The following is an 18,720-nucleotide window of genomic DNA, read 5'->3' as shown; positions in this document are numbered from 1 at the left end:
TGGGCGATTAGCTCAGTTGGTAGAGCATCTCCTTTACACGGAGGGGGTCGGCGGTTCGAGCCCGTCATCGCCCACCACTTCGGGTCGTTAGCTCAGTTGGTAGAGCAGTTGACTTTTAATCAATTGGTCGCAGGTTCGAATCCTGCACGACCCACCAATGTAGAAAGGCGCCCTAAAGGCGCCTTTTTGCTATCTGCGATTTGCCACCCTAACAAAACCTTTGCAAACACTTAACGCTTTGTGTGCTCAAGCCGTTTTATCCCCTTGCCGATAACGATAATGGTCTATTGCAAGGAGAAAACCATGTCGACTATCTCAAGTGTTAGCAGTATCAGTACAGCGAGCAGTGGTGGCGGTTCAACGTCACAAATTGCCAGCCTGAATAAACAGATTCAAAGCCTGACCCAGCAAGTCAAAGATCTTTCCAACGACGATACCCTGACAGATGAGCAAAAATCTGAACAGGAGCAGATGCTGGAGTCACAAATTCAGATGGTTGAAGCTCAAATTGCACAAATTGAGCAGCAGGCAGCTGAAAAGGCACAGCAGAAGCAGGAAGCCCAGCAACCCACCACGGAAAGTGCCACCAGCGCTCAGAAAGCCGATGGCATCAACCGTCCAACTGACACCAATCAAATCAACGTTTACGTTTAAAACGCCGGTTTAAGAGCACGTTGTTGCGCCAGCAAGCCTGCTTGTTGGCGCACTTCCTGCCAAATCGCTTCCGCGGCTGGCGTCAGAGAACGGTTTTTGCGTTTGATCAGCATGAGATTCCGATGAATTTCCGGATAGAGACGTCGCACCGTCAGTTTCCGCCCCGCCGGCAGCGGTAACGCCAGAGCAGGTAAAATGCTGATGCCAATCCCTGCTTCCACCATCGGGAACAACGTGGCGGGATGGCCAATTTCCTGTACCACCTGCACCTGAATCGATAACTGCTGCAGCGCTGCATCCACCAGCAGACGACTTCCTGAAGCATAATCCTGCAAAACCAGGTTGCGCCCCGCCAGCATCGTCCACTCCGCTTGCTCAACCCGGGCCAGTTCATCATCCGCATGGCACAATAGTAAAAACGGCTCCTGCAAAATCGCTTCGTAATCCAGATCGGCATCTCCTAACGGCCCGATGACAATGCCAAAATCGACTTCCGCATTGCGAACGCTTTGTAGTACGGATTGCTGCGCGCGATCGTGCAGAATGACGCGAATATCCGGATAACGTTGCTGGCTACTCGCCAGACATTGCGGCATCAGATTCGCCGAAGGTGTCTGGCTGGCGGCAACACGTACGGTGCCACTGCGCTGCTCGCCGTAACTGCGCACATCCAGCAGCGTGGTGTTTACTTCCTCCAGCAAACGCTCCAGGCGCGATGCCAGCTGATGCCCTGCTTCCGTCAGCATCACTTCGCGCGTGGTGCGGTCCAGCAAACGCACGCCCATCTCCGCTTCCAGCTCTTTAATACTGTGGCTGACCGCCGACTGGCTGAGCCCAATCGCCTGCCCTGCCTGGCTAAAACTGCCCTGCTGCGCCACGGCCACAAAGGTGCGTAACTGACGTAAGGTGTAATTCATCGATATCGCTCATAGATTGATGCAATAAATCAATTTTATTTCTAAACCCAGCTGGCGCACAATCAGCACCATCTTTTTTATTTTAACCGGATTGTAACAATGGGCTTTTTACGACTCGACCCGATGATGGTCAAACTCATCATCACTGTGCTGTTGGCCAGCTTTATCCCGGCCAAAGGCGGGTTTGTCGATTTCTTTGAATACCTGACCACTGCCGCCATCGCCCTGCTGTTCTTTATGCACGGCGCCAAGCTGTCACGCGAAAAAATCATTGCCGGCAGCAGCCACTGGCGTTTGCATCTGTGGATTATGTGCAGCACCTTCGTGGTATTCCCGATTCTTGGCTTGCTGCTGGTCTGGTGGCATCCGGTGAACGTTGGCCCAGAGATTTACACTGGCTTCATTTACCTGTGTATTCTGCCTGCCACCGTGCAGTCTGCGATTGCGTTCACCTCCATGGCGGGGGGTAACGTTGCCGCTGCGGTCTGTGCCGCTTCTGCTTCCAGCCTGCTCGGCGTATTCATCTCACCGCTGCTGGTGAATCTGGTGATGAACGTGCACAGCGATGCGCCGAGCAACGGTCTGGAGCAGATTGGCAAAATCATGCTGCAACTGCTGGTGCCTTTTGTGATTGGTCATATGTCACGTCGCTGGATTGGCGGTTGGGTAGAGAAACATCGCAGCCTGATTGGTAAAACCGACCAGACTTCGATTCTGTTAGTGGTTTACTCTGCGTTCAGCGAAGCGGTGGTCAACGGTATCTGGCATCGCGTGGGTGTGGATACGCTGCTGTGGATTCTGGCGGGTAGCGTGCTGATCCTGTTTGTCGCGCTGGCGATTAACCTGGGTGCCTCGCGCCTGTTTGGCTTCAGCCGCGCCGATGAAATCGTGGTGCTGTTCTGTGGTTCGAAAAAGAGTCTCGCCAATGGCGTGCCGATGGCCAATATCCTGTTCCCGGCCAGCTCCGTGGGGATTATCGTGCTGCCGCTGATGATCTTCCATCAGGTGCAGTTGATGGTCTGCTCCTTCATCGCTCAACGCTATAAAGCGGGCAATGAGAAGCGGCTGGCGCAACAGCAAGTTGAAGTGCAGAAATCATAAGTAAAATGGCCCGCGATGGCGGGCCATTTTGTTATTCACTGCGTTTGAGTGGTTTAACTAACCCCTGCAATCCTTCAATTTTGATCGCTAAAGTCAGCTGCATCAGCTCGCCCAACTTCCCTGCCGGAAATTCGTTTTTACGCGCAAACCACAGCAGATACTCTTCAGGTACATCAATCAGCATGCGGCCTTTATACTTGCCGAATGGCATGGCGGTATTGGCGATTTCAACCAGCTGATGTTTGTCCACGTTAGGCTCCCAGCAGGCGAATCATTTCCGCTTCGTCGATCACGGGTATACCGAGCTCCTGCGCTTTCGCCAGTTTGGAACCCGCTGCTTCGCCAGCAATCAGTAAGTCTGTTTTCTTCGACACGCTGCCGCTCACTTTCGCGCCCAGCGCGACTAAACGTTCTTTGGCATCATCGCGGTTCATCTGTGACAGCGATCCGGTCAGCACCACGGTCTTGCCAGCAAACGGACTGTCGATCTCTTCAACATTTACCACCTCCAGCTGCGGCCAATGCACGCCCACCTCTTCGGTGAGTTCGCGGATCACTTCGCGGTTGCTCTCTTCTTCCATGAAGTTGCGTACATGCGCGGCCACCACTTTACCCACGTCCTGTACCGCAATCAGCGCATCCAGATCGGCGTTCATCACCTTCTCAAGATCGCCAAAATGATTGGCCAGATTGGCCGCAGTGGCTTCACCGACTTCACGGATTCCAAGGGCATACAGGAAACGAGGGAGCGTAGTGAGCTTCGCTTTTTCCAGCGCATCCACCACATTTTGTGCCGATTTCGGCCCCATGCGATCCAGCCCCGTCAGCTTGCCCGCCGTCAGACGGAACAGATCGGCAGGCGTGTGCACATACTCTTTTTCAACCAACTGATCGATGATTTTGTCGCCCATGCCATCGACATCCATCGCACGTCGGGAAACGAAATGTTTGAGCGCCTCTTTACGCTGGGCACCACAAATCAGTCCACCGGTACAACGGGTAACGGCTTCGCCTTCCACGCGCTCGACATCCGAGCCACACACCGGGCAATGGCTGGGGAAGACGATTTCACGGGTATCATCCGGACGTTCGGATTCCACCACGTTGACCACCTGCGGAATCACATCTCCGGCTCGACGAATCACCACTTTGTCGCCAATGCGCAGGCCAAGACGCGCAATTTCATCCGCGTTGTGCAAGGTGGCATTACTCACCACCACGCCAGCCACCTGCACCGGTTCCAGACGAGCGACGGGCGTAATCGCGCCAGTACGCCCCACCTGAAACTCGACATCGCGCACAAAGGTCATCTGTTCCTGCGCCGGGAATTTAAAGGCCACGGCCCAGCGCGGGGCGCGAGCAACAAAGCCTAACTGTTCCTGCAGCGACTGCGAATCGACCTTGATGACCACGCCGTCAATATCGAATCCAAGTGACGGACGGTCTTGCTCAACCTGACGATAAAACTCCAGCACCTCTTCCGCCGTATGCGCGAGGCGAATACGGTCACTGACCGGCAAACCCCAGGCTTTAAATTGCTGCAGACGCTGCCAGTGACTGGCTGGCATATCACCGCCTTCCAGCAGGCCGAAACCGTAACAGAAGAAAGTCAGAGAACGTTTAGCGGTAATGCGCGGATCGAGCTGACGTAGCGATCCTGCCGCGGCGTTGCGCGGGTTGGCAAACACTTTCGCGCCGGTGCGACGTGCATCCTCATTGAGCTTCTCGAAGCCCGCTTCGGTCATAAAGACTTCACCACGTACTTCGACACGCGCAGGAATATTGTCGCCGTGCAGACGCAGCGGAATGGCATGGATAGTGCGCACGTTGGCGGTAATATTCTCGCCCGTGGTGCCATCACCGCGTGTCGCCGCTCGCACCAGCAGCCCATCTTCATACAACAGGCTGACCGCCAGACCATCCAGCTTCAGTTCGCAACAGTAGGTCAAATCATCGCTGCTTTTCAGACGATCCTGCACGCGTTTATTAAAGGCCAGGAAACCGGCTTCATCGAAAGTGTTGTCGAGTGACAGCATCGGCACTTCGTGGCGAACTTGTTCGAAAGCGGCCAGCGGTGCTGCGCCCACGCGCTGAGTCGGCGAATCCGGGGTAATGAGATCAGGGTGTGCCGCTTCCAGTTCACGCAGTTGCTGCATCAGTCGGTCATATTCTGCATCCGGAATTTCCGGCGTATCCATCACGTGATAGAGGTACTCATGGTGACGTAACGAGGTGCGCAGCGCAGTGATCTGCTCCTGAACCGATTTCATAGTGTTTTATCCGATAAAAAACCCCCGACATGCGGGGGTTGTTTCGTTAATATTTGATTTTGCTAGCGGCTATCAACCGATAACTTCGCGAATGCGTGCTTTGTAGGTTTCCAGCTTCTGCGGCGTCATCATGCGACGCTCATCATCCAGCACAACCCCGCCGACATCGTCCGCAATACGCTGGGCAGATTGCAGCATCAGCTTGAAGTTTTGGTTCGCATCGCCATAAGACGGCACCATCATAAAGATGGATATGCCTGGCGTGCTGAAATCGCCCATGGTGTCGGGATTAAAGGAGCCCGGTTTCACCATGTTCGCCAGACTGAACAGCACAGGACCGCTGCCCGCTGGACTCAGGTGACGATGGAAAATATTCATCTCACCAAACTGGAAGCCCGCTTGCAGAATACCCTGCAACAGAGCTTCACCGTTCAGTTCGCCACCGGCGTGAGCGGCAACATGCAGCACCAGTACCGCTTCATTTTTTCTCTGGGTAGAAGCAGCAGGCTGTTTTGGTTCATCGTGCGCGACCGGCGCTTCTTCTTCGTATTCAGGCTCTTCAGCGGCCTGGAACTCAGGCGCAGGCTGCGTGGCAGAAAGTGGCTCGTTATCCAGTAAGGGATCGGCCTGAACGGATTGAGGTTGCGGTTGTGGCTGCGGCGCAGGTTTAACCACCGGCGGTTGTGGCGCAGGTGCAGGCTGGCGCACTTCCGGCTCATCATCCAGCAGCGGATCGCCCATCAATGGGGTTTCATGACGCGGGAACGGCTGACGCGCAGGTTCAGGCGCACGTGGCGCGCTGACAGGCTTAGTCACAGGTGCGTCGAATTCGGGTTCGACATGCGCGTCACGATTGCGACGGACACGCACTTCGCCGACACCATCATCATCTTCTTCGCTCAGCAGATCTTCATCCGCTTCTTCGCGCTGTTTCAGACGTTTGTGCGGGCGATCGCGAAACACGGAAGAGCGCTCTTTACGGCTGGTCCACAGTCCGTGAAGTAGCAACGCTATTATGGCGATCGCGCCAACAACGATTAATATCAGACGCAAATCCTGCATCATTGTATTCTCTGTTGTTCCAATACCTTGCCACCACGGCAAACTTTATCCTCTAACTGTATTTGCCCAGCTACACAAGTGCAAGTCTGTGCAGTATTTTCTGACAAATAAGATAGCTGCCCCACGCTTTTTTGCTGATTTTTCGCGCAAAGTGCGCCTGCCACCGACAAAAAGCCAGGTTATGATGTTTGCGCCGCCACATAAAGGAGAAAGGCTCGCTATGCCCGTTGAGAAATCGCCCTCATCATTAAATGGTATTCATTACTTTGCCGAAGGCTGGAGACTGGTGCGTCTGCCTGGCATTCGTCGTTACGTCATTATTCCTCTGCTGGTGAACATTTTTCTGCTGGGAGGCGCCTTTATCTGGCTGTTTCAACGGCTCGGAGAGTGGATCCCGGCCTTAATGTCGCACATCCCTGATTGGTTGCAGTGGCTCAGTTATTTGCTGTGGCCGCTTTCGGTCATATCAATTGTGCTGGTATTCAGCTACTTCTTCTCCACCATTGCGAACTGGATTGCCGCCCCCTTTTGTGGATTGCTGGCCGAGCAGTTGGAAGGCCGCCTCACCGGTCACCCGCTGCCGGATAGCGGTTGGATGGCGATGTTTAAAGATATCCCGCGCATCATGAAGCGCGAATTACAGAAGCTTGGCTACTATTTACCACGTGCATTGGGATTGCTGCTGCTTTACTTTATCCCCGGTTTTGGACAAACGGTGGCACCGGTATTATGGTTTCTGTTTAGCGCGTGGATGCTATCGGTGCAGTACTGCGACTATCCGTTTGATAACCACAAAGTGAGTTTTCAGCAGATGCGCAGTGCGTTACGTCAGCATAAAACGGCGAACATGCAATTTGGCGCGCTGGTCAGTTTGTTCACCATGATTCCGATTCTGAACCTGGCCATCATGCCGGTGGCCGTATGTGGCGCTACCGCGATGTGGGTTGATCGCTACCGCCTACAGCATGCGCGTCATTAAAGCTTCAAAAAGCCTTATGCATTTTTGCGTAAGGCTTATGGTTGTGGGCTATATAGATATGCGATTTCTTTCCTTCCGCACACCGGAAGAACAGGTATGCTCTGAGGGTTCCCAATATTTCATACAGTTAAGGACGAGCTATGAGTAAGATCTATGAAGACAACTCTCTGACAATTGGTCATACGCCGCTGGTTCGACTGAACCGCATCGGTAATGGACGGATCCTGGCGAAGGTCGAATCGCGTAACCCGAGCTTCAGCGTCAAATGCCGTATCGGTGCCAATATGATTTGGGACGCAGAAAAGCGCGGAATTTTGAAGCCAGGCGTTGAACTGGTCGAGCCAACCAGCGGTAACACTGGCATTGCACTGGCTTACGTGGCCGCCGCTCGTGGTTACAAGCTCACGCTGACCATGCCAGAGACCATGTCTGTTGAACGTCGCAAGCTGCTGAAAGCACTGGGCGCGAATCTGGTGCTGACCGAAGGCGCAAAAGGCATGAAAGGTGCCATCGCCAAAGCCGAGGAAATCGTCGCCGGCGATCCGGATAAATTTGTGCTGCTGCAGCAATTCAGTAATCCAGCTAACCCGGAAATCCATGAGAAAACCACCGGCCCGGAAATCTGGGAAGACACAGACGGTGAAGTAGACGTGTTCATTGCGGGTGTAGGCACCGGCGGCACGCTGACAGGCGTGAGCCGTTACATCAAGAACACCAAAGGCAAAAAAGACTTAATCACCGTAGCGGTAGAGCCGACTGACTCTCCGGTCATCGCTCAGGCTATCGCTGGCGAAGAGATCAAACCGGGCCCGCATAAGATTCAAGGCATCGGCGCAGGTTTCATCCCCGGCAACCTTGACCTGAAACTGGTTGATCGGGTTGTCGCCATCACCAACGAAGAAGCCATCAGCACTGCGCGTCAGTTGATGGAAGAAGAAGGCATTCTGGCCGGTATCTCTTCAGGTGCGGCAGTGGCTGCTGCGCTGAAGCTGCAGGAAGATGAGGCATTCGCCAACAAGAATATCGTGGTGATTCTGCCCTCCTCTGGCGAGCGTTATTTAAGTACCGCTTTGTTCGCCGACCTGTTCACTGAAAAAGAGCTGCAGCAGTAAACGCCTTAGTCTGAAAACGACGAAAAAAGCACCCAAATGGGTGCTTTTTTGTGGCACAGATCTCACTTTTATCACCAGACAGATTGATTTCAATGACGCGGCTCTGGTATTTAAGCTCCCAATTATTTCGGTGCCTGAAATTAATCTGGCTTTGAAGTGGATCAAGCTGAATGGAATTACTGATTTGGCGAAACGGCGAATCACGGCATACTTAGCAAGGTGACCTTTTCGCACAGTTTTTGATCTGCTGCTGAAAGACACACATTATTCAGCGCATTTTTTGGTCAGCTTAATGCCATACCAGCGCACCTATACAGGCTAAAGTGACGGCTCCAGGCTAGACTTTAGATCCATAACACCAAACCTGATAAAGTTGGGGAAATAGAATGTTCCAGCAAGAAGTTACCATTACCGCACCTAACGGCCTTCATACCCGTCCTGCAGCTCAGTTCGTTAAAGAAGCTAAGGCTTTCCAGTCAGACATCACTGTGACCTCTAATGGCAAATCTGCCAGCGCGAAAAGCCTGTTCAAACTGCAGACTCTGGGTCTGACTCAGGGTACGGTTGTTACGCTGTCTGCTGAAGGTGAAGATGAGCAGCAAGCGGTTGAGCACCTGGTGAAACTGATGGCTGAGCTGGAGTAATTCCGCTCAGGCAAGCAATTAAACCGACTCCTTTGCCCCATTGAGTGCAAATATCTTGATCGCGGACAACCTGTCCGCGTTCTTGCTTCCTTAGAGTACTGTTCCGCGACAGTGGCAACGCATTGGGTCAATGAGCCATCGTGATTAAAAGGTAGGGTTATGATTTCAGGCATTTTAGCATCACCGGGTATCGCTTTCGGCAAAGCACTTCTGCTGAAGGAAGATGAGATCGTCATCAGCCGTAAAAAAATTACTGACGATCAGGTTGAGCAAGAAGTTCAACGCTTCCTTGATGGACGTGGCAAAGCGGCAGTACAGCTCGAAGCCATCCGTGTCAAAGCCGGTGAAACCCTCGGTGAAGAGAAAGCGGCGATCTTTGAAGGTCACATCATGCTGCTCGAAGACGAAGAGCTTGAGCAGGAAATCATCGACCTGATTAAGAAAGATCACGCAACGGCTGACGCTGCGGCGTACTCTGTCATTGATGGCCAGGCCAAGGCGTTGGAAGAACTCGACGACGAATACCTGAAAGAACGTGCGGCTGACGTACGTGACATCGGTAAGCGTCTGCTGCAAAACATCCTCGGTCTGCATATTGTCGACCTGGGTGCTATCGCAGAAGAATCTATTCTGGTGGCGAAAGATTTAACGCCGTCAGAAACCGCACAGCTGAACCTGAAGAAGGTGCTGGGCTTTATCACCGATATCGGTGGCCGTACTTCGCATACGTCCATCATGGCGCGTTCTCTGGAGATCCCAGCGATTGTCGGTACCGGTAATGTCACCACGCAAATCAAAAACGGTGACTTCCTGATCCTTGATGGCGTGAATAACAAGATTTACGTTAATCCTACCGATGCAGAACAAGAAGAACTGAAAGCCATCCAGACACAATACCTGTCTGAAAAGCACGAACTGGCGAAACTGAAAGATCTGCCGGCCATCACGCTGGACGGCCATCAGGTAGAAGTGTGCGCCAACATCGGTACCGTGCGTGATGTCGCCGGTGCAGAGCGCAACGGTGCGGAAGGCGTGGGCCTGTATCGTACCGAGTTCCTGTTTATGGACCGTGATTCACTGCCCACCGAAGAAGAGCAGTTCCAGGCTTACAAAGCGGTGGCGGAAGCCATGGGTTCTCAGGCTGTTATCGTGCGTACCATGGACATCGGCGGCGACAAAGATCTGCCGTACATGAACCTGCCGAAAGAGGACAACCCGTTCCTCGGCTGGCGTGCGATTCGTATCGCCATGGACCGCAAAGAGATTCTGCATGCTCAGCTGCGCGCTATCCTGCGTGCATCGTCCTTCGGCAAACTGCGCATCATGTTCCCGATGATCATTTCTGTGGAAGAAGTGCGTGCGCTGAAAGCCGAACTGGAGCTGCTGAAAACCCAGCTGCGCGAAGAAGGCAAAGCCTTTGATGAGACCATTGAAGTGGGCATTATGGTGGAAACACCGGCTTCAGCGGTGATTGCGCGCCATCTGGCGAAAGAAGTCGACTTCTTTAGTATTGGGACAAATGACCTGACGCAGTATACTCTGGCGGTCGATCGTGGTAATGATTTGATTTCACACCTCTATAACCCAATGACGCCATCTGTTTTGGGCCTCATCAAGCAAGTGATCGACGCATCACATGCCGAAGGGAAATGGACCGGCATGTGTGGTGAGCTGGCTGGTGATGAACGTGCTACACTACTGTTACTGGGAATGGGGCTGGACGAATTCAGCATGAGTGCCATTTCAATCCCGAGCATCAAGAAGATTATTCGTAATACTAATTTCGAAGATGCGAAGGCATTGGCGGAGCAGGCTCTGGCTCAACCCACAGCGGAAGATTTAATGAACCTGGTGAACAAGTTCATTAAAGAAAAAACGCTCTGCTGATCCACGAGACGCTGGCCCCAAATTACTGCTTAGGAGAAGATCATGGGTTTGTTTTCTAAACTTTTTGGCGAAAAATCAGAGAGCGCGTCAGGGACTATTGATATCGTTGCGCCTCTGTCAGGCGAAATCGTGAATATCGAAGACGTACCTGATGTGGTATTTGCTGAGAAAATCGTGGGTGATGGTATCGCCATTAAACCGACTGGCAACAAAATGGTTGCACCGGTTGATGGTACCATTGGCAAGATTTTTGAGACCAACCACGCCTTTTCAATCGAATCTGACAACGGCATCGAGCTGTTCGTCCACTTCGGTATCGATACGGTTGAACTGAAAGGTGAAGGCTTTAAACGCATCGCCGAAGAAGGCCAGAAAGTGAAAAAAGGCGACGTGGTGATCGAGTTTGATCTGCCATTGCTGGAAGAGAAAGCAAAATCTACGCTGACGCCGGTTGTGATCTCGAACATGGACGAGATCAAAGACCTGATCAAACTCTCCGGTCAGGTGACTGTGGGCGAGACCCCGGTTATCCGTATCAAGAAGTAAGCAGCGTTTTGATAGTAAAAACGGCACCCACTGGGTGCCGTTTTTGTTTGTGTCGCTGCCTGGAACCAAAGGGTGCGGTGGCGGTTAGTGCTAGATCGGTTGAATTGGGACGCGTGGCGGTGACGTCGGGGCTAGTGCGGTGGCGTTAGGGCTAGTGCTGTGGCGTTGGGGCTGGTGCGGTGGCGTTGGGGATGGTGCGGTCGGTCAGGACGACCGGGCAGATCGCAAAGACGGCATGAACCATCCCTGGGCCTCGTCCCTCGCCATCCATGGCGAGGGACGCTTTGCTCCTCTGCCCGGTCGTCCTGCCCTACTCCACATAGTGCGTGCTGCTTTTTGACTGTGTTAGATGTACGGCTTAGTGCGAACAGTTTCGTAGTATGGGTCGCAATGCATTGCGCGCTTGCCTGTGCCAACCGGACTGTATGGGCGCCCTGCTCTGGATTCATAGGAATCGGGTTAAATTGTGAGCGCTTTAAACCTTCAGTCTTGCTTCCAGCGCGGCAGCTTCAAGGTCAGCTCCAGACCACCCTCAGGGCGATTCACCGCCTGCACTTCACCATGGTGCGCCAGAATCACTTTACGCACGATGGAGAGTCCTAAGCCGTATCCCTTGCCCATCAGTGGCGAATTAACGCGTACGAAGGGATCGAAGATGCTGGAGAGCTTCTCTTCGTCAACGCCCGGTCCCTGATCGCGCACGCGAATCGCCAGCCACTGGTTCTCCGCTTGTAGCCTCACGCTGATATGCTGGCCTTTGTGCGAGAAACGCAGTGCATTACGCAGCACATTTTCCACACCACGACGAATCAACTCAGCATTGCCGTGCACGGTGTAATCGGCGTTCTCGTCCACCTGAAAATCGACTTTTACCCCCGGAATCTGAGCTTCATAGCGCACATCCGTGACCACCGCATGCAGCAAACCAGTGAGGTCGAAATACTGCTCGCCCGGCATGCTTTCGTGTTCGGCTCGCGACAGCGTCAGTAGTTCACCGATCATCTTATCGAGACGGCGCGCTTCTTCATCAATGCGATTCAGGGAGGATTCGACGGATTCTGGCGTTTGCCGCGCCAGACCGGTCGCCAGTTGCAGACGCGCCAACGGTGAGCGCAGTTCGTGGGAGATGTCGTGCAGCAACTCCTCACGCGCCTTCACCAGCGTATCAAGACGCTCCACCATGGCATCGAAATCCTGCGCCACAATCGAAAGCTCATCGTGACGCTTGCGCATCACAGGATAGAGCCGCACTGACAAATCACCACTGGAGACTCGCGCAAAACCTTCACGCAGCTGCCGCATCGGACGCGTCAGGTTCCATGCCAGCAATAGGCTGAACAGCAGACCGAGCGCACCGGCAAAGGTAAACATCGGCTCCGGGATATTAAGAATCCGACGCGGCCCACCGCCGCCCATCGAGCTATCTTCTCGCAGACCCTTCACGTCATAACGCAGCTCGTACTCTTTACCGTCCTGCCCTTTAACCCAGCGCACAATGACGTCGGGGAAAGGCCCATGGAACGGCTCATTGATGCTCTCAGGCGGCGCATTATTGGGGGTAGCCATAGGCCTGGAATGTTGAATCACGGAAAAGAACTGACGATCGTTGGGCTCCCAGTCAGCCATCATGTCATCCAATGAACTGGGACCACCACGTTCCAACACCGACACCGCAGAGGCCATCTGCAAATTCACAATACGCCGAATCGCCATCAGTTCTGGCGGTTCATGATGACTGCCGGAAAGCGTAAACCCCAGCCACAACATCTGGCTAATGATGACAAAAACGATCCAGAAGCCCAGCAATATCTTCCAGAACATGCGGCCACGGTAGCTGTGTTTCATCGAATGCGATAACCAATACTGCGCACAGTTTCAATGTTGATGCTGTCGGCGGTCAATGCGGCCAGCTTCTGACGAATGTTGCTGATATGCACATCCACGCTGCGATCGTAAGCTTCACGCGGGCGACCCAGCCCTTTTTCTGACAATTCGTCCTTCGACACCACGCGATCGGGCGCACGCAGCAGCAGATCCAACAGGTTGAACTCCGAGGCCGTCAGATCAAAGGCTTTGCCCTGCCATTCGGTGATGCGCGTGGCCGGATTCAGGCTCAACTCGCCCCAACGCAGTACTTCTTTTTTGTCCTGCACCGGTGCCTGATCTTCAAAACGACGCAGTACAGCACGCAGACGCGCCACCAGCTCACGCGGATAGCACGGTTTTGGCACATAGTCGTCCGCACCCATTTCCAGGCCAATCACGCGATCGATATTGTCGCCTTTCGCCGTCAACATGATCACCGGTAAGCGGCTGTTCTGACGCACCTGCCGCAGCACATCAATACCGCTCATATCCGGCAGCATTATGTCGAGAATCATCGCGGTATAGTTGCCCGACAGCGCCCCTTCAATCCCGGCGCTTCCGGTTAAAACCAATTGCGTTTCAAAACCTTCCGCAATCAGGTACTGGCTCAGCATGGTGCCAAGTTCTACATCGTCATCAACAAGCAGAATTTTCATCTTTATCTCTCGTACAAAATTGCCGCTATTTTGGCCTGAGTTGGCAATGAGCGCAGCCGATTTTACTCGATCCTTACAGTGCCAACACCAGAGGATTATCAGGGAGACTATAGACAAAAATGGCCCGGTCGCACCACAACAGCGCAAGCAGGCCAGATAAAATGCGGGGAAGAGGAGATTAGTGGAACACGCCGGTTGAGAGATAACGGTCACCGCGATCGCAAACTATCGCCACCACGACGCTGCCGGGATGGGCAGTGGCGATGCGCAGCGCGCCTGCCACAGCACCACCGGAACTCACGCCGCAGAAAATCCCTTCACGTTGCGCTAGCGCACGCATGGTTTTTTCGGCTTCCAGCTGTGCCATATCGATGACCTCATCCACTAACTCAGGACGGAAAATCCCCGGCAGATAAGCCTCAGGCCAGCGGCGAATGCCCGGAATGCTGCTGCCCTCCTGAGGCTGTAAACCAATCACTTTCACGGCAGGGGCAAACTCTTTCAGATAGCGTCCTACGCCGGTGATGGTGCCCGTCGTGCCCATACTGGAGACAAAATGGGTCATGCGGCCCTGCGTCTGCTGCCAGATTTCCGGGCCGGTGGTGAGATAGTGGCCGAGTGGATTGTCGGGATTATTGAACTGATCCAACACCCTGCCCTCACCGCGATCGGCCATCTCTTGCGCTAAATCGCGGGCGCCTTCCATGCCCTGTTCACGCGTCACCAGGATCAATTCCGCGCCGTAGGCACGCATCGCGTCCTGCCGCTCCTGGCTCATGTTATCGGGCATCAGCAGGCGTAACTTATAGCCCTTCATCGCCGCGATCATCGCCAGGGCGATGCCAGTATTCCCACTGGTGGCTTCAATCAGAGTATCGCCGGGTTGAATGTCACCGCGCTGTTCCGCCTGATGAATCATCGACCAGGCAGCACGATCTTTTACCGAACCGGCCGGATTATTGCCTTCCAGCTTTAACCAGATTTCACTGCCGTTATCGGGCGTCAGGCGTTGCAGCCTGATCAACGGCGTATTACCGATGGTATTTTCCAGTGTGGTCACGGTTTGATTCCAGACAGAAGAGAGGCAAATAAATCGGGCGGGAAAGTCCCGCCCGAAGGAGTGTCAAAAATATCAGGCGCTTTCGGCAAAGGCAACCGGACGCAACGGCGTAGTGCCATGGTAAAGTCGTGCCTGTTGCAGGCCAACAAACAGACGTTCGCCACGGATCGGTGCAGTATGGTCACCGTCATAGACCACCGAGAAGACATCGCCCTGCCAGCCGCTTGGCTGCACCACTAATTGCCAGAAGTGACCGCGCGGGCTGATCTCCAGCACCTGCACTGGCAGCGGCGTTTCCAGGCTACTCTGACGCGAGATATCCACTTCCCACGGACGCAGGAACAACTCGACCTCACCCTGATGTGCGGGCGTGTAACCCAATGGCCAGCGATGTGCACCCACATGGAATTGTGAACCGTGCACTTCACCGTCAAAGCGATTCACTTCGCCGAGGAACTCCAGCACAAAGCGGGTAGCCGGTTCCTGCCAGACTTCGTCAGGCGTGCCGACCTGTTCGATATTACCCTGGCTCATTACCACCACGCTGTCAGCGACTTCCATCGCCTCTTCCTGGTCATGCGTCACAAACACGCTGGTGAATTTCAACTCTTCGTGCAACTGACGCAGCCAGCGACGCAGCTCTTTACGCACCTGCGCATCCAGCGCGCCGAAAGGTTCATCCAGCAGCAAGATCTGCGGTTCCACTGCCAGCGCACGCGCCAATGCCACACGCTGCTTCTGTCCACCCGAAAGCTGAGCCGGGAAACGATTGGCGAGATGCGCCAGCTGCACCATCTCCAGCAGACGCGTCACACGCTGTTTAATTTCAGCGGCGGATGGGCGCTCACGGCGCGGCAACACGGTTAAACCAAAGGCGATGTTATCGAACACGGTCATATGGCGGAACAGCGCATAATGCTGGAACACGAAGCCGACCTGGCGATCGCGCGCGTGAATGCGGCTGACATCTTTACCGTGGAAATGAATCTGCCCGCTATTCTGATGCTCAAGACCCGCGATGATGCGCAGCAGCGTGGTTTTGCCCGAGCCTGACGGCCCCAGCAGCGCCACCATTTTGCCGGTAGGAATATCCAGAGAGATATCGTTTAGCACCGGCGTACGGCCGAACGCTTTGTTAATGTGTTTAATCTCAATGCTCATGATTTTCCTCCTGTTGGCGCTTCTGCTGATGCTCTAATCGCCACTGCACCACGCTTTTCAGAAACAGCGTCAAAATGGCCATCAGGGTCAACAACGCAGCCGCGGTAAAGGCGCCAACGGTGTTGTAATCCTGATGCAGTAATTCAACCTGAAGCGGTAAGGTGTAGGTCTCACCGCGAATCGATCCCGAGACCACCGAGACCGCACCAAACTCGCCAATCGCACGCGCGTTGGTTAACACCACGCCGTACATCAGCGCCCAGCGAATGTTCGGCAACGTTACGCGGCGGAACATCTGCCAGCCCGAGGCGCCTAACAGCACCGCGGCTTCATCTTCATTGCTGCCCTGGCTCAACATGACCGGCACCAGCTCACGGACCACAAACGGGCAGGTGACAAAAATGGTGGCCAGCACCATGCCCGGCCAGGCAAACATGATCTGAATGTTGTGCGCGTCCAGCCAACCACCCGCCGGACCGTTGATGCCCCAGAACAGCAGATACATCAGCCCCGCCACCACCGGTGACACGGCAAAAGGAATATCAAACAGCGTCAGCAGCAGTTGGCGGCCCGGGAAAGTAAAGCGCGTTACCAGCCATGCCAGCAGCGTACCGAACACCAGATTGACCGGCACGGTAATCAGCGCCACCAGAATCGTCAGCCAGATGGCGTGCAGCATGTCACCCTCTTTTAAATTAGAGAGCGAGGCAATAACCCCCTGGCTCAGGGCTTCCCAAAAGATGGAGATCATCGGGACCACCAGCAGCAGGAAGGAGACCAGCGCGCCCACGCCAATCAGCAGCCATTTACCCCAGTTCACCGGCTGACGCTCAGCGTGATTAATCTGCGAAATCTCCGCCATTAGTGGCCTCCTAAGCGACGGCCAAAGCGGCTCTGCAAGGTGTTAATCGCGAACAGCAACAGCAGCGAAGCGGCCATGATGACCGAGGCGATAGCACTGGCCGCCGGGTAATCAAACTCTTGCAGGCGAACAAAAATCATCAGCGAAGTGACTTCGGTTTTCCACGCGATGTTACCTGCGATAAAGATAACCGCACCAAACTCACCCAGGCTGCGCGTGAAGGATAACGCCGTGCCCGCTAACAGCGCGGGCGCCACCTCTGGCAGCACCACACGGCGGAAACTTTGCCACGGTGTCGCACCCAGCGTTTCAGCCGCTTCTTCATATTCCGGGCCTAACTCTTCCAGTACCGGCTGTACCGTACGCACCACAAACGGGATACTGGTAAAGGCCATCGCCACTGCAATGCCCAGCCAGGTGTAAGAGACTTTGATGTCGAAATGGGCCAACCATTGACCATACCAACCACTCACCGAGAACAACCCCGCCAGCGTCAGGCCGGCGACAGCAGTAGGCAGTGCAAACGGCAGATCCATCAAGCCATCCAGCAACGCGCGGCCAGGGAAACGGTAACGGGTCAGAATCCAGGCCATTAACATGCCAAAGAACGCATTGAAAATGGATGCCACGCCCGCCGACAACAGCGTGACTTTATAAGCCGCAATCAGCTGTGGATTGGTGACCACATCCCAATACTGCGCCAGCGTCATGTTGGACAACTGCATCAGCAGCGCGCTGATTGGCAACAGCAGGATCAGGCACGTAAATAGCAGGCTGGTGCCGAGGCTGAGACCGAACCCCGGCAGCACGCGCTTTTGCGCTAAGGCAAACATCAACCGCGCCCCGCTGCCAGTAATTTATCCAGCTCACCGCCGCTGGCAAAATGGGTTTTCATCACGTTATCCCAGCCGCCAAAGGCATCCTGCACATTAAACAGCGCGGTCTGCGGGAAGCGGTCTTTCTGTTCCGCCATCAGCTGCGGATTGTTCACGCGATAATAGAAACCGGTAATGATTTTCTGCGCCTCAGGGGAATAGAGGAAATTCAGGTAGGCTTTTGCCGCGTCTGCGGTGCCGTTGTGCTCGACGTTTTTATCGACCCACGCCACCGGAAACTCCGCCAGAATATTGGTCTTAGGCACAATGACTTCGTAGTCATCTTTGCCGTATTGATTGCGGATGTTGTTCACTTCCGATTCGAAGCTGATCAGCACATCCCCTAAACCGCGTTCGGCGAAGGTGGTCGTCGCGCCACGGCCGCCGGTATCAAACACTTCGACGTTTTTCAGGAATTTCGTCATAAAGGCTTCGGTTTTGGCTTTGTCTTTACCATCCGCCTGATCGGCAGCGCCCCAGGCCGCCAGATAGGTATAGCGACCATTACCGGAGGTTTTCGGGTTCGGGAACACCAGCTTCACGTTATCGCGCGCCAAATCCGACCAATCGTGGATTTGCTTAGGATTCCCTTTGCGCACCAGAAACGCCATGGTGGAGTAGAACGGTGAGCTGTTGTTCGGCAGACGGGTTTGCCAGTCAGCCGGGATCAGGTTGCCTTTGTCATGCAGCACCTGCACGTCAGTGACCTGATTGTAGGTCACCACATCCGCGCGCAGCCCTTGCAGAATAGCCAGCGCCTGTTTTGATGACCCGGCATGCGATTGTTTAATCGTCAGCTTGTCATTGGGATGTGCTGCATTCCACTGTTGTTCAAATGGCGCATTCAGGGCAACAAACAGCTCGCGCGAGACATCATAAGAGCTGTTCAACAACTCTGTTGCCTGCGCTGCACCGGCTAACGCCAGTGACAAGGCGATTCCGCTCATCCATTTTTTCGCAATCGGAAGTGTCATACTGCACCCTGCTAGTCGGCGAAATCGCCAATGCCATTAGATGCTGTCAGTGTATTTATAACTCAGGGCAAACCAGTAACGGTTTTATATATCG

General features: G+C 54.2%; 19 protein-coding genes and 2 tRNA genes. 10 read left to right on the top strand and 11 right to left on the bottom strand.

Annotation, left to right across the window (positions count from 1 at the left end):
* Position 1: 1 nt before the first annotated feature.
* From ACCW76_RS15170 to ACCW76_RS15160, 3 genes are all read left to right on the top strand, one after another.
* Positions 2-77: transfer RNA gene (locus ACCW76_RS15170), tRNA-Val, on the top strand.
* 4 nt (positions 78-81) lie between these two features.
* Positions 82-157 (top strand) — tRNA-Lys (locus ACCW76_RS15165).
* A gap of 146 nt (positions 158-303) precedes the next feature.
* Entirely contained in the window at positions 304-654 is a 351-nt protein-coding gene (locus ACCW76_RS15160) for a FlxA-like family protein (RefSeq protein ID WP_034825893.1), read from the top strand.
* On the opposite strand, the gene ACCW76_RS15155 is transcribed toward ACCW76_RS15160, so the two are convergent.
* Positions 651-1,571: a LysR family transcriptional regulator gene (locus tag ACCW76_RS15155; RefSeq protein WP_436339027.1), complete on the bottom strand. Its 921-nt coding sequence runs from the start codon at positions 1,569-1,571 to the stop codon at positions 651-653. The two genes, ACCW76_RS15160 and ACCW76_RS15155, sit on opposite strands and share 4 nt — an antisense overlap.
* A 99-nt stretch (positions 1,572-1,670) precedes the next feature.
* Here ACCW76_RS15155 and ACCW76_RS15150 point away from each other — a divergent pair, with 99 nt between their 5' ends.
* Positions 1,671-2,672, top strand: coding sequence for a bile acid:sodium symporter family protein (locus ACCW76_RS15150; RefSeq protein WP_034825889.1), 1,002 nt, complete (start codon positions 1,671-1,673; stop codon positions 2,670-2,672).
* 31 nt (positions 2,673-2,703) lie between these two features.
* On the opposite strand, the gene ACCW76_RS15145 is transcribed toward ACCW76_RS15150, so the two are convergent.
* From ACCW76_RS15145 to zipA, 3 genes are all read right to left on the bottom strand, one after another.
* Entirely contained in the window at positions 2,704-2,922 is a 219-nt protein-coding gene (locus ACCW76_RS15145; protein WP_038645584.1) for a DUF3820 family protein, read from the bottom strand.
* A gap of 1 nt (position 2,923) precedes the next feature.
* A complete protein-coding gene (gene ligA / locus ACCW76_RS15140) occupies positions 2,924-4,942 on the bottom strand; it encodes an NAD-dependent DNA ligase LigA (protein ID WP_436339025.1) in 2,019 nt (672 codons plus the stop codon).
* Positions 4,943-5,014: 72 nt separating this feature from the next.
* Complete coding sequence (gene zipA / locus ACCW76_RS15135) at positions 5,015-6,007, bottom strand: cell division protein ZipA (protein WP_038645580.1); 993 nt, start codon at positions 6,005-6,007, stop codon at positions 5,015-5,017.
* Positions 6,008-6,224: 217 nt separating this feature from the next.
* On the opposite strand from zipA, the gene cysZ reads away from it, so the two are divergent.
* The 6 genes from cysZ (at position 6,225) to ACCW76_RS15105 (ending at position 11,512) form a co-directional block, all read left to right on the top strand.
* Positions 6,225-6,983, top strand: a complete 759-nt coding sequence (cysZ, locus tag ACCW76_RS15130) for a sulfate transporter CysZ (protein ID WP_045816603.1) — start codon at positions 6,225-6,227, stop codon at positions 6,981-6,983.
* A 140-nt stretch (positions 6,984-7,123) separates the two neighbouring features.
* Complete coding sequence (gene cysK / locus ACCW76_RS15125; RefSeq protein WP_038645575.1) at positions 7,124-8,095, top strand: cysteine synthase A; 972 nt, start codon at positions 7,124-7,126, stop codon at positions 8,093-8,095.
* A gap of 386 nt (positions 8,096-8,481) precedes the next feature.
* The gene (ptsH, locus tag ACCW76_RS15120) at positions 8,482-8,739 is read left to right on the top strand and encodes a phosphocarrier protein Hpr (protein ID WP_034825876.1); all 258 of its coding nucleotides are present in this window, start codon (positions 8,482-8,484) and stop codon (positions 8,737-8,739) included.
* A 159-nt stretch (positions 8,740-8,898) separates the two neighbouring features.
* Positions 8,899-10,626: a phosphoenolpyruvate-protein phosphotransferase PtsI gene (gene ptsI, locus ACCW76_RS15115; protein ID WP_034825874.1), complete on the top strand. Its 1,728-nt coding sequence runs from the start codon at positions 8,899-8,901 to the stop codon at positions 10,624-10,626.
* Between the two features lie 42 nt (positions 10,627-10,668).
* Positions 10,669-11,172: a PTS glucose transporter subunit IIA gene (gene crr, locus ACCW76_RS15110; RefSeq protein ID WP_034825872.1), complete on the top strand. Its 504-nt coding sequence runs from the start codon at positions 10,669-10,671 to the stop codon at positions 11,170-11,172.
* Between the two features lie 139 nt (positions 11,173-11,311).
* Positions 11,312-11,512 (top strand): hypothetical protein, encoded by a 201-nt coding sequence (locus ACCW76_RS15105; protein ID WP_436339023.1) that lies wholly within the window; start codon positions 11,312-11,314, stop codon positions 11,510-11,512.
* Positions 11,513-11,655: 143 nt separating this feature from the next.
* Here the strand turns inward: ACCW76_RS15105 and ACCW76_RS15100 are convergent, their stop codons facing one another.
* The 7 genes from ACCW76_RS15100 to ACCW76_RS15070 form a co-directional block, all read right to left on the bottom strand.
* On the bottom strand, positions 11,656-13,017 hold the full coding sequence (locus ACCW76_RS15100) for an ATP-binding protein (protein ID WP_038645569.1): 1,362 nt from the start codon (positions 13,015-13,017) through the stop codon (positions 11,656-11,658).
* The gene (locus tag ACCW76_RS15095; RefSeq protein WP_038645567.1) at positions 13,014-13,694 is read right to left on the bottom strand and encodes a response regulator transcription factor; all 681 of its coding nucleotides are present in this window, start codon (positions 13,692-13,694) and stop codon (positions 13,014-13,016) included. Before ACCW76_RS15095 ends, ACCW76_RS15100 begins: the two co-directional genes overlap by 4 nt.
* Before the next feature lie 178 nt (positions 13,695-13,872).
* Complete coding sequence (gene cysM, locus ACCW76_RS15090) at positions 13,873-14,754, bottom strand: cysteine synthase CysM (protein WP_436339020.1); 882 nt, start codon at positions 14,752-14,754, stop codon at positions 13,873-13,875.
* Positions 14,755-14,826: 72 nt separating this feature from the next.
* Positions 14,827-15,915: a sulfate/thiosulfate ABC transporter ATP-binding protein CysA gene (cysA, locus tag ACCW76_RS15085; protein ID WP_436339019.1), complete on the bottom strand. Its 1,089-nt coding sequence runs from the start codon at positions 15,913-15,915 to the stop codon at positions 14,827-14,829.
* Positions 15,905-16,777 (bottom strand): sulfate/thiosulfate ABC transporter permease CysW, encoded by an 873-nt coding sequence (cysW, locus tag ACCW76_RS15080; RefSeq protein ID WP_038645560.1) that lies wholly within the window; start codon positions 16,775-16,777, stop codon positions 15,905-15,907. Before cysW ends, cysA begins: the two co-directional genes overlap by 11 nt.
* Positions 16,777-17,610, bottom strand: a complete 834-nt coding sequence (gene cysT / locus ACCW76_RS15075) for a sulfate/thiosulfate ABC transporter permease CysT (protein ID WP_034825859.1) — start codon at positions 17,608-17,610, stop codon at positions 16,777-16,779. The genes cysW and cysT overlap by 1 nt, the downstream gene beginning before the upstream one ends.
* A complete protein-coding gene (locus tag ACCW76_RS15070) occupies positions 17,610-18,626 on the bottom strand; it encodes a sulfate ABC transporter substrate-binding protein (RefSeq protein ID WP_436339016.1) in 1,017 nt (338 codons plus the stop codon). Before ACCW76_RS15070 ends, cysT begins: the two co-directional genes overlap by 1 nt.
* Between the last annotated feature and the right edge of the window lie 94 nt (positions 18,627-18,720).

It is taken from the genome of Pantoea sp. C8B4, assembly GCF_051336905.1.
Classification (GTDB): domain Bacteria; phylum Pseudomonadota; class Gammaproteobacteria; order Enterobacterales; family Enterobacteriaceae; genus Pantoea; species Pantoea rwandensis_B.
Note: the sequence above shows the minus strand (reverse complement) of the source record. Positions and strands in the feature narration are given on the sequence as shown.

What these genes read in the sequence shown, in the direction of transcription:
- ACCW76_RS15160 (WP_034825893.1), top strand. Translation starts at nt 304, where the DNA reads ATGTCGACTATCTCAAGTGTTAGCAGTATCAGTACAGCGAGCAGTGGT.
- ACCW76_RS15155 (WP_436339027.1), bottom strand. Translation starts at nt 1,571, where the DNA reads ATGAATTACACCTTACGTCAGTTACGCACCTTTGTGGCCGTGGCGCAG.
- ACCW76_RS15150 (WP_034825889.1), top strand. Translation starts at nt 1,671, where the DNA reads ATGGGCTTTTTACGACTCGACCCGATGATGGTCAAACTCATCATCACT.
- ligA (WP_436339025.1), bottom strand. Translation starts at nt 4,942, where the DNA reads ATGAAATCGGTTCAGGAGCAGATCACTGCGCTGCGCACCTCGTTACGT.
- zipA (WP_038645580.1), bottom strand. Translation starts at nt 6,007, where the DNA reads ATGATGCAGGATTTGCGTCTGATATTAATCGTTGTTGGCGCGATCGCC.
- cysZ (WP_045816603.1), top strand. Translation starts at nt 6,225, where the DNA reads ATGCCCGTTGAGAAATCGCCCTCATCATTAAATGGTATTCATTACTTT.
- cysK (WP_038645575.1), top strand. Translation starts at nt 7,124, where the DNA reads ATGAGTAAGATCTATGAAGACAACTCTCTGACAATTGGTCATACGCCG.
- ptsH (WP_034825876.1), top strand. Translation starts at nt 8,482, where the DNA reads ATGTTCCAGCAAGAAGTTACCATTACCGCACCTAACGGCCTTCATACC.
- ptsI (WP_034825874.1), top strand. Translation starts at nt 8,899, where the DNA reads ATGATTTCAGGCATTTTAGCATCACCGGGTATCGCTTTCGGCAAAGCA.
- crr (WP_034825872.1), top strand. Translation starts at nt 10,669, where the DNA reads ATGGGTTTGTTTTCTAAACTTTTTGGCGAAAAATCAGAGAGCGCGTCA.
- ACCW76_RS15100 (WP_038645569.1), bottom strand. Translation starts at nt 13,017, where the DNA reads ATGAAACACAGCTACCGTGGCCGCATGTTCTGGAAGATATTGCTGGGC.
- ACCW76_RS15095 (WP_038645567.1), bottom strand. Translation starts at nt 13,694, where the DNA reads ATGAAAATTCTGCTTGTTGATGACGATGTAGAACTTGGCACCATGCTG.
- cysA (WP_436339019.1), bottom strand. Translation starts at nt 15,915, where the DNA reads ATGAGCATTGAGATTAAACACATTAACAAAGCGTTCGGCCGTACGCCG.
- cysW (WP_038645560.1), bottom strand. Translation starts at nt 16,777, where the DNA reads ATGGCGGAGATTTCGCAGATTAATCACGCTGAGCGTCAGCCGGTGAAC.
- cysT (WP_034825859.1), bottom strand. Translation starts at nt 17,610, where the DNA reads ATGTTTGCCTTAGCGCAAAAGCGCGTGCTGCCGGGGTTCGGTCTCAGC.
- ACCW76_RS15070 (WP_436339016.1), bottom strand. Translation starts at nt 18,626, where the DNA reads ATGACACTTCCGATTGCGAAAAAATGGATGAGCGGAATCGCCTTGTCA.